The organism is Burkholderia sp. BCC1640 (assembly GCF_902833125.1).
In the GTDB taxonomy this organism is placed as follows: Bacteria; Pseudomonadota; Gammaproteobacteria; order Burkholderiales; family Burkholderiaceae; genus Burkholderia; species Burkholderia diffusa.
The window spans coordinates 441,704-454,096 of sequence record NZ_CADFEF010000001.1; the positions used below are offsets into that span (position 1 = coordinate 441,704).

10 protein-coding genes are annotated in these 12,393 nt (G+C 68.3%); 5 read left to right on the forward strand and 5 right to left on the reverse strand.

The annotated features are described in order from the left end of the window. Positions 1 to 83 precede the first annotated feature (83 nt). Both HWX25_RS02045 and HWX25_RS02050 read left to right on the forward strand, forming a co-directional pair. Positions 84 to 1,139: a saccharopine dehydrogenase NADP-binding domain-containing protein gene (locus HWX25_RS02045; RefSeq protein WP_175906754.1), complete on the forward strand. Its 1,056-nt coding sequence runs from the start codon at positions 84 to 86 to the stop codon at positions 1,137 to 1,139. After that, the gene (locus tag HWX25_RS02050) at positions 1,126 to 1,893 is read left to right on the forward strand and encodes an isocitrate lyase/phosphoenolpyruvate mutase family protein (protein ID WP_175906756.1); all 768 of its coding nucleotides are present in this window, start codon (positions 1,126 to 1,128) and stop codon (positions 1,891 to 1,893) included. Before HWX25_RS02045 ends, HWX25_RS02050 begins: the two co-directional genes overlap by 14 nt. Positions 1,894 to 2,041: 148 nt before the next feature. Here HWX25_RS02050 and HWX25_RS02055 read toward each other — a convergent pair whose 3' ends face one another. Further along, positions 2,042 to 3,253: an MFS transporter gene (locus HWX25_RS02055; RefSeq protein ID WP_175906758.1), complete on the reverse strand. Its 1,212-nt coding sequence runs from the start codon at positions 3,251 to 3,253 to the stop codon at positions 2,042 to 2,044. A 70-nt stretch (positions 3,254 to 3,323) separates the two neighbouring features. On the opposite strand from HWX25_RS02055, the gene HWX25_RS02060 reads away from it, so the two are divergent. Further along, positions 3,324 to 4,358 carry an AraC family transcriptional regulator gene (locus tag HWX25_RS02060; protein WP_175906760.1) on the forward strand — a complete coding sequence of 345 codons (1,035 nt, stop codon included), beginning with the start codon at positions 3,324 to 3,326 and terminating at the stop codon, positions 4,356 to 4,358. 93 nt (positions 4,359 to 4,451) lie between these two features. On the opposite strand, the gene HWX25_RS02065 is transcribed toward HWX25_RS02060, so the two are convergent. Together HWX25_RS02065 and HWX25_RS02070 are read right to left on the reverse strand one after the other, a co-directional pair. Further along, positions 4,452 to 4,619: a hypothetical protein gene (locus HWX25_RS02065; RefSeq protein ID WP_175906761.1), complete on the reverse strand. Its 168-nt coding sequence runs from the start codon at positions 4,617 to 4,619 to the stop codon at positions 4,452 to 4,454. 56 nt (positions 4,620 to 4,675) lie between these two features. Then, positions 4,676 to 6,595, reverse strand: coding sequence for a DUF3857 and transglutaminase domain-containing protein (locus HWX25_RS02070; RefSeq protein ID WP_175906762.1), 1,920 nt, complete (start codon positions 6,593 to 6,595; stop codon positions 4,676 to 4,678). Between the two features lie 133 nt (positions 6,596 to 6,728). On the opposite strand from HWX25_RS02070, the gene HWX25_RS02075 reads away from it, so the two are divergent. Further along, complete coding sequence (locus HWX25_RS02075; RefSeq protein WP_159085693.1) at positions 6,729 to 6,974, forward strand: hypothetical protein; 246 nt, start codon at positions 6,729 to 6,731, stop codon at positions 6,972 to 6,974. A gap of 42 nt (positions 6,975 to 7,016) precedes the next feature. On the opposite strand, the gene HWX25_RS02080 is transcribed toward HWX25_RS02075, so the two are convergent. Then, positions 7,017 to 8,987, reverse strand: a complete 1,971-nt coding sequence (locus HWX25_RS02080) for an APC family permease (RefSeq protein WP_175906763.1) — start codon at positions 8,985 to 8,987, stop codon at positions 7,017 to 7,019. Between the two features lie 462 nt (positions 8,988 to 9,449). Here HWX25_RS02080 and HWX25_RS02085 point away from each other — a divergent pair, with 462 nt between their 5' ends. Then, on the forward strand, positions 9,450 to 10,313 hold the full coding sequence (locus HWX25_RS02085) for a crotonase/enoyl-CoA hydratase family protein (RefSeq protein ID WP_059532133.1): 864 nt from the start codon (positions 9,450 to 9,452) through the stop codon (positions 10,311 to 10,313). 51 nt (positions 10,314 to 10,364) lie between these two features. Here the strand turns inward: HWX25_RS02085 and pdeR are convergent, their stop codons facing one another. Then, entirely contained in the window at positions 10,365 to 12,368 is a 2,004-nt protein-coding gene (gene pdeR / locus HWX25_RS02090; RefSeq protein WP_059818601.1) for a cyclic di-GMP phosphodiesterase, read from the reverse strand. Positions 12,369 to 12,393 lie beyond the last annotated feature (25 nt).

The window sequence follows — 12,393 nt, forward strand, 5'->3', positions numbered from 1 at the left end:
AGTGCGTTCGATGATAGCACCCGGAAGTTGACTGCGCTACAGGTCTGTACTATAAAACAGACCGATCTGTATCGGAGCTGATCATGGACGATCGAATGACGGTTGCAGTGTATGGCGCCACGGGTCACACGGGGCGGTTCGTCGTGGCCGAGCTGGAACGGCGCGGCCTCGGCGCGATCCGCATCGGGCGCGATGCCGCGCGCCTCGCGCAAGGCGGACCCGACGCGCCGCCGTGGCGCGTCGCCTCGGTCGATGATCCGGCCGCGCTCGACGCCGCATTGCGCGGCGCGCATGCGGTGATCAACTGCGCGGGCCCGTACCTCGATACCGCGCTACCGCTCGCCGATGCGGCGTTGCGGGCAGGCATCCCGTATCTCGACCTGACGGCCGAGCAGCCGTCGGTCCAGGCGCTGACCGACCAGCGCGACGCCCGCGCACGCATCGCCGGCGTGACGCTCGTGCCGGCCGCCGCGTTCTACGGCGGCCTGGCCGACCTGCTCGTCACGGCGATCGTCGAGCCACGCGAGCCGATCGAGCGCGTCGACGTCGCGACCGGTCTCGACAGCTGGCATCCGACGCGCGGCACGCGTGTGACCGGCGAGCGCAATCATGCGATCCGGCTGATCCGGAAGGACGGCAAGCCGACCGCGGTGCCGTCGACGCCACGTGAACGCAGGTGGCCGTTCCCGTCGCCGCTCGGCGACGTCGACGTCACGCTGCTGCCGTTTTCGGAAGTGATGACACTCGCGCGTCATCTGCGCATCGATACGATCGAATCCTGGCTCGCGACGCGCGCGCTGCGCGACGTGCGCGATGCCGGCACGCCGCCGCCGCGGCCGGTCGACACGCTCGGCCGCTCCGCGCAGCAATTCGCGATGGACGTGATCGTCGTGCAGAACGGCAGCACGCATCGCGCGACCGCGTCGGGACGCGACATCTATGCGGTCAGCGCACCGATCATCGTCGAGGCGACGGTCCGCTTGCTGAGCGGCAACGCGTTGACGTCGGGCGGCGTGCGCAGCCTCGGCGAACTGTTCGATGCACGCGATTTCCTCGCGGCACTCGACACGGTCGCCGTATCGTTCGATAAGAACACCGATCGAAATTTCAACCGGAGGAACGAGCATGAGCCGCAATAGCAAGGAGAAAGCCGCGTATTTCCGTTCGCTTCATCGCGCGGGCCAGCCGCTCGCGTTGTTCAACGTGTGGGACGCCGGCAGCGCGCGCACGGTGGCCGACGCGGGCGGCGTCGCGCTGGCGACCGGCAGCTGGTCGGTCGCGGCGGCCAACGGTTTCGTCGACGGCGAGCAGATGCCGAAAGCGCTCGTGATGGAAGTGCTCGCGCGGATCGCGCAGGCGACCGACCTGCCCGTCACCGTCGATCTCGAAAGCGGGTATGGCGAGCGGCTGGAGGATGTCGCGGACACGATCGCGCGCAGCATCGAGGCCGGCGCGATCGGCTGCAATCTCGAGGACAGTTTTCCGGCGACGGGCGAGCTGCGCACCGTCGACGCTGCGGCGGCGCGTCTCGCGGCGGCGCGGCAGGCGGCCGACCGCGCGGAGATCGGCTACTTCATCAACGCGCGCACCGACGTGTTCTTCAAGGCCGCGGCCGACACGCACGACGAGCGTTTGCTCGACGACGTGCTGACGCGCGCGCATGCGTACGCGGAGGCCGGCGCCGACGGCCTGTTCGTGCCGGGGCTGCAGTCGCCGGCGCTGATTCGTGCGCTGACGGCCGCGTCGCCGCTGCCCGTGAACATCATGCGCGTCGCGCAAACGCCGACGCTGGCCGAACTCGCGTCATACGGCGTCTCGCGCATCAGCCACGGGCCGTACCCTTACCTGCAGGCGATGAAGGCACTTGCGGCGGTGGTCAGGCAGGACGGCTGATCGGCCGCTGAACGTCGCATGAAGCAAACAGCGGGCGCGCCGCAACAAGCAGCGTGCCCGCGCCGATCACTTCATCCTGACACGCCGGCTTCTCGACGGTCCGAACGGCAGGCCGATCCACGCTCGCGTCGATCGGCCCGCATGCACCTCACTCGGCCAGCACCGGCGCCACGCCCACCCGCTTCGGCACGCCGGTCACGATCGTCGCGACCGCCACGGCCAGCACCGCGGCCGCGCCCAGGAACACGCCGCCCGCGCCGTTCGCGTCGAACACGACGCCGCCAGCCGCCGCGCCCGTCGCGATCGCGAGCTGAATCGCAGCGACGATCAGCCCGCCCGCGCTCTCGGCCTCATCGGGCACGGTGCGCGTGACCCACGTCGACCATGCGACCGGCACGCCGCCGAACGCCATCCCCCACAACGCGACGAGCACCGCGTCGATCATCGGTGCGCGGCCGAGCGCGACGAGCGCGACGCCGAGCACGACCATCAGCGCGGGCATCCCGATCAGCATCGGCCGCAGTCGATGCTCGAGCACGCGGCCCGCGAGCGACGTGCCGACGAAGTTCGCGATCCCGTAGCCGAGCAGGATCGCCGACAGCCCGTTCACGCCGACACCGGCAACCTGTTCGAGGAACGGCCGCAGATACGTGAAGAACGCGAAATGCCCGGTGAACACGAGGATCGTCGCAAACATCCCGAGGCCGACGGTCGGCCGGCGCAGCACGTCGACGAGCGTGCGTAGCCGCGTCGTGCCGCTCGGCGGCATCGACGGCAGCGTCATCACCTGCGACGCGAACGCGAGACCGCCGAGCCCGGCCGCGATCAGGAACACGTTGCGCCAGCCGATCAGGTGCCCGAAATAACTGCCCATCGGCGCGGACGCGATCGTCGCGACCGCCACGCCGCTGAAGATGATCGACAGCGCGCGCGGCACCATCGCGGTCGGCACGAGCCGCATCGCGGTGGCGGTCGCCATCGTCCAGAAGCCGCCGAGCGCGACGCCGAGCACGACGCGGCCGATCAGCAGCGTCGTCAGGTTGGGTGCGAACGCGACCGCGAGATTGGACGCGACGAGCAGCATCGAGAACACGAGGAGCACGCGCCGGCGGTCGATCGTGCGCGTCAGCGCCGAGATCAACAGGCTCGTGACGAGCGCGACCGTCGCGGTGGCCGTGACGGCCTGGCCGGCCACGCCTTCGGTCACGCCGAGGCTGTCGGCCATCGGCGTGAGCAGGCTCGCGGGCAGGAATTCGGCGGTGACGAGACCGAACACGCCGAATGTCATCGCGAAGACGGCGCCCCAGGCCGGCTCGCGGGGGGCCGCCGTGGTGGCGGCAGAGGAGATTCCTGGATTCATGCGTCGTTCCGAGTCGTATAGGGAAAATACTGATGACGACGTATCGTAAGGAACGGCGGCAGGACGGTCTATGACATACAATCCGTTCTTGTTGATCGATCGTCCGAATTTCGCGATGTCCGAGCCTCTGCTTCCTCCCGTCCCCGACGTGCACGACCTCGTCAGCGAACTGCTGCTGGGGATGCGCCTGAGCGGCGTGCAATATCGCCGCATCCAGGTGCCGCGGCCGTTCGGGCTGAGTTTCGGCCATGCGCCGGGCCGCGCGCAGTTCCATTTCGTCGGGCGCGGGCCCGTGCTGCTGCGCGACGCGGACGGCACGACGATGCGGCTCGAGGCGGGCGACGCGATCCTGCTGCCGCACGGCCGCACGCACGCGCTGGTGTCCGATCCGGATGCGCCGTGCCGCGAGATCGGCGGGTTCGAGGTCGCGAAGATCTGCGACACGGTCGCGTCGGTGGGCGCGACGTCGTGCGCCGCGACGGAGCCGGCCGCCGGCGACGCGCTGATCTTCAGCGCGTGCATGGAGCTCGATCTCGGCGGCATGCAGCCGCTCGTCGGGACGATGCCCGAATTCATGCACGTCGGCACGCTGCTCGCGCGCTACCCGGAAATCCGTCCGATGCTCGACGCGATGGAACGCGAATCGTGCTCCGAGCGCGCGGGCTTCGCGGGCATCCTCGCGCGGCTCGCGGACGTGGTCGCCGCGTTCATCGTGCGCGGCTGGGTCGAATGCGGATGCGGCGACGCGACGGGCTGGGTGCAGGCGCTGCGCGAGCCGAAGCTCGGCCGTGCGATCGTCGCGCTGCATCGCGATCCGGGGCGCAACTGGGGCGTCGCGGAACTCGCCGCCGAAGCGGGCGTGTCGCGCTCGGTATTCGCCGAGCGATTTCTCGCGGCCACCGGGATGACGCCGGTGCGCTACCTGACCGAGCTGCGGATGCGGCTCGCCGCGCAGTGGATCGCACGCGAGGGCGAGCCGATCGAAGCGGTGGCATACCGGCTCGGCTATGGGTCGCTCGCGGCGTTCAGCCGCGCGTTCAAGCGCGTGGTCGGCCGGCCGCCGGGTGCGGTGCGTGCCGAAGGCGACACGCACGCCGACGTGTGACGTGTAACGCTTCGCATGCAGCGCAGGGCCAAGCGAACGCCTGCCGAGTCATGCCGGCATCGCTCGATCCACCGTCGCCCGTGACGCTTACGCTCAATCGCTGTGCGCGTCGAGCTTGTCCACCAGCGCCGTCGCGCACTCCACGGCCAGTGCCGCGCACTGTTGCGCATCCACCGGCTCGCCGTTCGTCATCGCGCCCTGCACGATCCGGCCCAGCAATTCCTTCGCCAGGTCGGCGATCTCGTGTTCCCGTTCCGTCATGATGTTCCTCCCGTGCGTCGGCCGATGGCGGCGACGCGCTCACTTCCCCTCCCCGCTCAATGCCCTTTCGCCCGCACGACGATCTGCGCCTGCGTGTCGCGTTCGATGCGTTCGAGCGACGCGCGCAGCGCCGTGAACTCGTCGGGCGTGCAGACCTGGCGGCCGAATTCGGCCTTCATCCGCCGCGTGACCTGCACGACCCGCGTGGCCGCATCGAATACGTAATGCGACGCGAAGTCGACGAAGCGGTCGTGCACGGCCGCATCGGCCGGCAGGTCGGTCACCGCGACGTCGGCCGGCAGCGTGATCTGGCCGGTCTCCTCGAAACTGCCGCCGATGCACGTCCACGGCTGCGTGCGCGCGGGTTCGGCCAGCCAGCCTTCGACCTGTGTCGCGATGCCGCCCGTGAGGCTCGACAGCACGGGCACGGCAGTCGTGCCGTCGGGCCACACGACGTGATCGAGCGTGCCGGCATACGTCACGTCGAACGGGCCGCCGGTCGCGCGGCGATCGCTCGTCGTGATCCGCGCGTGACCGCGCAGCCCGCTTTGCCGCAAGCGTTCGTTCGCGAGCTGCCGGATGCGGTCGGGCGCCGCGCGGCGAAACAGCGTGCGTTCGAGCTCGGCGGTCCAGCCGTCGTCCTCGACGAGCGCGTGAAACCCCGAGGCGCCCGGTTGCGCGGCATCGATCGCCACGCGCGCGGTGCGACGCTTCGGCTGCGTGGCGGGCGTGCGCGACAGCACGCCGGTATCGACGAGCAAAGCCGGCCGATCCATCACGATCGGCGGCAGGTAGCCGAACGCAATGCCGGCCGTCGTGGTGTCGGCGTAGAGGCCGAGATCGGGCAGCCACGTGATCGCGTGATTGATCGCGCCGCCGCCGTAACCGGGCACCGACGGCAGCGTGTACACGGAGCCGAGATTGATCAGCACCGGTTCGCTGCGGATACCGACCGCCGCGAGCAACGCGCCGAACAGCGCGACGTGGTCCTTGCAGTCGCCGTAGCGGTTGCGCAGGATGTCGGTCACGCGATGCGGCGCGGCGGCCGTCTCGCCGAGAAAGAGCGCGACGTAGCGCACGTTCGCCTGCACCCAGTCGTACAGGATGCGCGCCTTGTCGTGCGGATCGGCGGCGTCGGCGGTGAGCGCGCGTGCGAGCTGCACGACAGCCGGATCGTTCGCGCCCGGGTCGACGGCCGCGTTGCGGTAGCGCGCGGCGAACGCCGCATAGTCGGGCAGCGTGGACACCACGAGCCGGTCGCCGTAGGTCGGGTAACCGACCGCGCCGCTCTCGATGCGCTCGTACGGGCCGTGCCGGTAGTCGAATTCGTAGCGCGTGCGGCCGTTCGCAGTTACCGGCGGCAGCGCGACGTAGCCGCGCGCGTCCGCGTGCAGCGTCATGTCGGCCGGCACGTCGAAGATCAGCCGCTGGTGCTCCACCGGCTCGCGCGACGGCTCGACGTAGTAGCCGAAGTAACCCGCGTTGACCGGCCTCGTGCGCGACTTGCGGAATGCGATGCGCGTGCCCGACCCGGCCTCGACACCCGGAAACACGACGGTGCGCAGCAACCCGTCCTGGAACGTCGGCGCGCCGGCCGAACGCGGCTCCTGGACGTCGCGGATGCCGTCGGAGCCGACCGGATGCGCGACGCCGTCGCGATCGATCGTCTCGGCCGCGAGCAGGTCGACCTTCTCCAGGTTCTTGTCGAACCACACGTAGCGCTGCGCGACCGCGTCGATGCCGTTCGCGTTGTTCGCGCGCAATGTCGAATCGTCGTGCTCGTCGAGCGAACCGTCGTGCTGGATCACGAATTCGTGGACATCGCTGACGAGCGTGACGGGCGCTTCGTCGGCCACGTCGTTCGCTCCGTCCACGGTTGGCCCCGCGCCCGGCGTCGCACCGCCGGCGTTCGACGCGCCGAACGCGGCGGCACATGCCAGCATCCAGCCGGCCAGGCCGGCAGAAAAGCGCACCACATCGCACCTCGTCGCGGTTCACGGACAGCACGGTCGCGCAGCGCACACGCGCGACCGCGCCCCGCTCGTGTCGGCCAGTGTGGGCGCCGCATCCGCACGCGTCAAGCCGGTGCACGCCGACCTACAATGAAACATGGAAGCGTCATCGCGTGCGGCCGCCGGCATCCGCTCGATCGCCGAACGACGGCGATGGATCGCCCGCTCGCGACGAGGAGGCACCATGGAAACCGGGATCGTGGAAGTCGTCGTGCTGCTGGCGTTCGTCGCGCTCGCCGTGCTGTTCTTCATCAAGCGTCCGGGGCGCGACCGGCTGAGGGCCAAATTCCATCATCCGCCGCTGCGGCGGCCCAACCGCCCGCATCGGCATCATCAACCCTGACGGCTGCCGCCGGCAGTCGCTCACGCGCTTTCCGCGCCGCCGCTACCCGACGTTCATCGGCAGCAGCACCATCTGCTTGCCCTCGACATGCAGGCGCGCCTGCAACTCGACCGGCGTCTGGTTGTGCAACCACGCGGTCAGGAAATTCACGCGTCGGAAGATCAGCTTGCTCGCGAAGCACACGGCGTTCGGATAGTCATCGAGCGTCGACGACGCGAGGTTCATGAATTCCACGACGGGATTCGTGCCGAACGCGATCCGGTAGTCGGCGGCGATGCCGTTGCGGCGACAGTGCGCGACGTAGTATTCGAGCGCTTCGGTGATCGAGTGACGCAGCCGTTCGAGATGTTCGTGCCCGTCGTACGCCTTAGCATCGACCTCACCGACCGCGAGGAAGATCACGTTGCGGAAATGCCCGGGAAACAGCCGGTTGACCCACAGCAGCGCGTGCATGCTCGCGCCGCGATGCTTGCCGACCAGCAGCACGGCCGTCGGTTGCGATGGATCGGGCTTGCCGGGCGCGGTCGCTTCGTCGACTTCCGGCGGCGCCCCCGAGAACAGCGCGTCCTCCTTCGCGAGCTGCGCGCGCGTGTACGCGTAGTGGCGGTTGATCATGAAGCACAGCGCGATCACCGCGCTCGTCACGAGCACCGTGAGCCAACCGCCGGCCGTGAACTTCTCGACCAGCGTAATGACGAGCACGGTCGCCGTCACGGTCAACCCGAGCGCGGACAGGAAGAAATGCTTGAACCAGCCGCGCTCGCTGCGATGGCGCCACCAATACGTGCATAGCCCGAGCAGCGACATGCTGAACGTGAGGAACACGTTGATGCTGTACAGCACGACGAGCACGTCGACGCTGCCGTGCGTCCACAGCAGGATCAGCAGACTCGACAATCCGACCACGATGATGCCGTTCTGCCGCACGAGGCGCGTCGACAGGTCGCGGAAATGGCGCGGCACCCAGGAATCCGACGCCATGTTCGACAGCACGGCCGGGCCGTCGAGAAAGCCCGCCTGCGCGCCGATCATCAGCAGCCCGGCCTCGAACGCGAGCACGGCCGCGAGCAGCGCATGCCGCGCGAACGCCGAGCCGAGCCCGAGATGGTCGATCACGCTGCCGAACACGACCGCGTTGAGCGTCTCGCCTTCGACGGGCCGCGCGTGCCACAGCATGTACAGCAGGATGATGCCGCCGGCCGTGAACGCGAGCGACGTCGACATGTACCACATCGTCACCTTGCCGTTCGGCACGCGCGGATCGGCGAGCATGTTCACGTTGTTCGACACGGCCTCGAGGCCCGTATAGGTGCCGCCGCCGAGCGAGAACGCACGCATCAGCAACGCGAGCATCACGAACACGCCGAGCGACTGCGACATCCCGTGCGCCTCGTGCACCGCATCGGGCACGATCGTCGCGAGGTTGCTGCCATGCACGGCGACGCCATACACGATCAGCCCGAAATGCAGGACAACGAAGCCGATGAAGATCGGCAGCAGCACCATGATCGATTCGCGCATCCCGCGGAAATTGAGCCCCGTCATCAGCAGGATCAGCACGATCTCGGTCGTGAGCTTGAACACCTGCGCACTGACCGGCAGCAGGCTGAAGAACGCGTCGACGCCGCTCGCGAGCGACGTCGCGACGGTCAGCACGTAGTCGACCAGCAGCGCGGCACCCGAGACGAGCCCCGGCTTCGACCCGAGCAGCGACGTCGCGACGCGATAGCCGCCGCCGCCGGTCGGGAACAGCTCGATCACCTGGTTGTAGCCGAGCGCGATGATGAACACGGTCGCCGCGGTCGCGAGCGCAAGAAACAGCGCGAGCGGCGTGTGGTGCGCGAGCGCGAGGAACGCCTCTTCCGGGCCGTAGCACGACGACGACAACCCGTCGGCGCCGAGCCCGACCCAGGCCAGCAACGGCGTCACGGCGATCGCATGGCGCGTGCGCGGATCGAGCGGGTCCAGCGGCTTTCCGATCACGAGCTGCCACATCTTCTGGAATGCGGTCATGGTCCCCTCCCGGAAGGCCCGGCGCAGCGGCGTCATCCTCTAAAGCTAGCCGACGCCCGGCCGCCGCACCAGTCCGCACATTCCATGAGACGCGACCGACGGCACCGCGCCGCTTTCAACGCGTAAGCGACCGGCATGTCGCGCCGCCCCACGGGCCGCATACGCACCGACTGCCCTCACCGCCTCCGCACACCCGGACGCGGGCCCCTTCCCCGCCTTCCCCATCGCCGTCCTCCCGCCGAGCGATCACCTCGATCGTGTCATTCGCATCGTTCGCTTGCTTAGCCCGGTTCGCGCCGAACGCGCTGCCCGCTCGCGTCCCGTTCATGCGCTTTTCCGCGCAATTCGGCTTCTATGCGCGCGCAACAATGGCGGTGCCTCGCGGCCGGCGCCGTCCGGGGGCAGGTTTCCACGACGCCGGCCGCGGCGGTTCTTGAAAACCACATCTCACGAGGACATACCATGCAACTCCAATCCCATCCGGCGTGCCGTCCGTTTTACGAAGCAGGCGAACTCACGCAGCTGACCGCGTTCTACGAAGAAGGCCGCAACGTCATGTGGATGATGCTGCGATCGGAGCCGCGGCCGTGCTTCAACCAGCAACTCGTCACCGACATCATCCATCTCGCGCGCGTCGCACGCGACTCGGGCCTGCCGTTCGACTTCTGGGTGACGGGCTCGCTCGTCCCCGAGCTGTTCAACGTCGGCGGCGACCTGAGCTTCTTCGTCGACGCGATCCGCAGCGGCCGCCGCGACCAGCTGATGGCCTACGCGCGCTCGTGCATCGACGGCGTGTTCGAGATCTACACCGGCTTCGGCACCGGGGCGATCTCGATCGCGATGGTCGAGGGCAGCGCGCTGGGCGGCGGCTTCGAGGCCGCCCTCGCGCACCACTACATGCTCGCGCAGAAGGGCGTGAAACTCGGCTTTCCCGAGATCGCGTTCAACCTGTTCCCGGGCATGGGCGGCTATTCGCTGGTCGCGCGCAAGGCGGACCGAGGGCTCGCGGAATCGCTGATCTCGTCCGGCGAGCCGCATGCGGCCGAGTGGTACGAGGATCGCGGGCTGGTCGACCAGACGTTCGACGCGGGCGACGCATACCTCGCGACGCGCACCTTCATCGACGTGATGAAGCCGAAGCTGAACGGCATCCGCGCGATGCTGCGCGCACGCGAGCGCGTGTTCCATCTCACGCGTTCCGAGCTGATGGACATCACCGAGCAATGGGTTCACGCGGCGTTCACGATCGAGCCGAAGGATCTCGCGTACATGGAACGTCTGGTGATGCTGCAGAACCGGCGCGTGTCGAAGCTGCGCACGGTGTGATGTGAGCGAAGCGCCGCCGCGAAACCGGCGGCGCCCGTCATGCGGTGGGGCTCAGGCGATCAGCCTGAGCTTTCTCGTTTCCGCGAGCCAGGCCTCGAACGCCTGGGCCGGCATCGGCCGCGCGAAGTAGAACCCTTGCGCGTGATCGACGTTGATCTGCTTCAGGAATTCGGCTTCCGCGTGCGTCTCGACGCCTTCGGCGACCACCGAGAAACTCAGCGCCTTCGCGAGGGACACGACCGAGCGCACCAGCGCCTGCGAGCGCGGGTTGCGGTCGATGCCCGTGATGAAGGTGCGATCGAGCTTGATCGAATCGAGCGGCAGCCGCGACAGTTGCGACAGCGACGAATAGCCGGTGCCGAAATCGTCGAGGTGAATCTCCGCGCCGAGCTGGCGGAACTGCTTCATCAGCTCGTGCGCCGATTCCTCGTCCTCGATGAAGCTGCTTTCGGTGAGTTCGATGTCGACGAGGCTCGGCTTCAGCCCCGCGCCGTCGAGAATCGTCGCGAACTGGTCGACGATGTTCATGTCCTGCAACTGCCGCGCCGACACGTTCACCGCGATCCGCACGCCGAGCCCCTTCGCTTTCCACGCGGCGGCCTGCGCGGCCGCGGTGCGCATCACCCAGCGGCCGAGCGGCGCGATCAGCCCCGACTCCTCCGCGAAACGGATGAACTCGATCGGCGCGACAATTCCGCGATCCGGCGACTGCCAGCGGATCAGCGCCTCGACGCTGTGCACGTCGCCGGTCGCGATGTCGATGACCGGCTGGTAATGCAGCACGAACTGCTCGTCCTCGAGCGCCTTGCGCAGGTTGGTGTCGAGCCACATGTACTTCGCGACCTTCTGGTTCATCTCCAGCGAGAACACGCGGTACGTATGCTTGCCCTCTTCCTTCGCGACGTACATCGCGGTGTCGGCGCTGCGGATCAGCGTTTCGAGCGAATCGCCATGCTGCGGATACATCGCGATGCCGATCGAGCAGCTCGTGTAGACCTCCACCAGCCCGAGGTGGATCGGCGTACGCAGCCGCTCGAGGATGATCTGCGCGGTCGCCTCGAGCAGCGGCCGCGTGCCGTGCTCGAACAGCACCAGGAATTCGTCGCCGCCGAGCCGCGCGAGCGTCGCGCCGGACGGCAGGCAGCCGCCGATGACCGCGGACACGTCCTGCAGCAGGCGGTCGCCGGTGATGTGCCCGTAGTGGTCGTTGACGCGCTTGAAGTTGTCGAGATCGAGGAACAGGATGCCGACCTGGCCGCGCACGTCGGTGCGGTCCGCGGCCAGCGCGACACGGATGCGCTCGCTGATTGCGTGACGGTTCGGCAAGCCGGTCAGCACGTCGGTATTCGCGAGCTCGGTGAGCCGCTGCTGCGCGTTGCGCTCCTCGGTGACGTCGATACCCGAGCAGATCAGGAACTGCTCGTCGACGCCGCTGCCGCTCTGCACGAACTTGTTGCGGAACTGGAACAGGCGCGGGCCGTTGACCGTGTTGATGTAGCGCTCGACCGCGAACGAACGGTTGCTCGCGAAAAAGCCGGTGATGTTGGTGCGCGACTGCGCGCCCTGCTCGGGGCTCATGAACAGCTCGAACGCGCTGCGGCCGATCACGTCGACCTCGCGCTTGCCCGTCACTTCCTCGCACAGACGGTTGAAGCGCTGCACCATGCCGTTGCGGTCGAGGATCACGACGAGCGAATTCACTTCGGACACGACTTGCTCGGCGAATGCGAGCCCGTGCGCGAGGTCGCTCGCGACGGAGGCGGTATCGGAATAGGCGGAGGCCGTGCCGGCCCAATTGGCGGTATCGACCTTCCTGCCGACCAGATGGAGGCTGACCGGATCGCCGAACAGCGAGAGTTCGAGCACGAGGTGCGACGTGACGCCGGTGAGCACGCGGATCCGCGCGGCCTGCTCGCTGGTCAGTGCCACCGCGACATTGGTCAGGCCGCGGACGGCGGCCAGTTCGAGTGCATTGCTGTCGCTGCCGAGACGCCAGCATGGGCTACGCGTACCGAGATGCGCTTCGAGCACGGCGCTATCGTTTTCGTCATCCATGGACACGCCCCGATCCAGAAAAAAC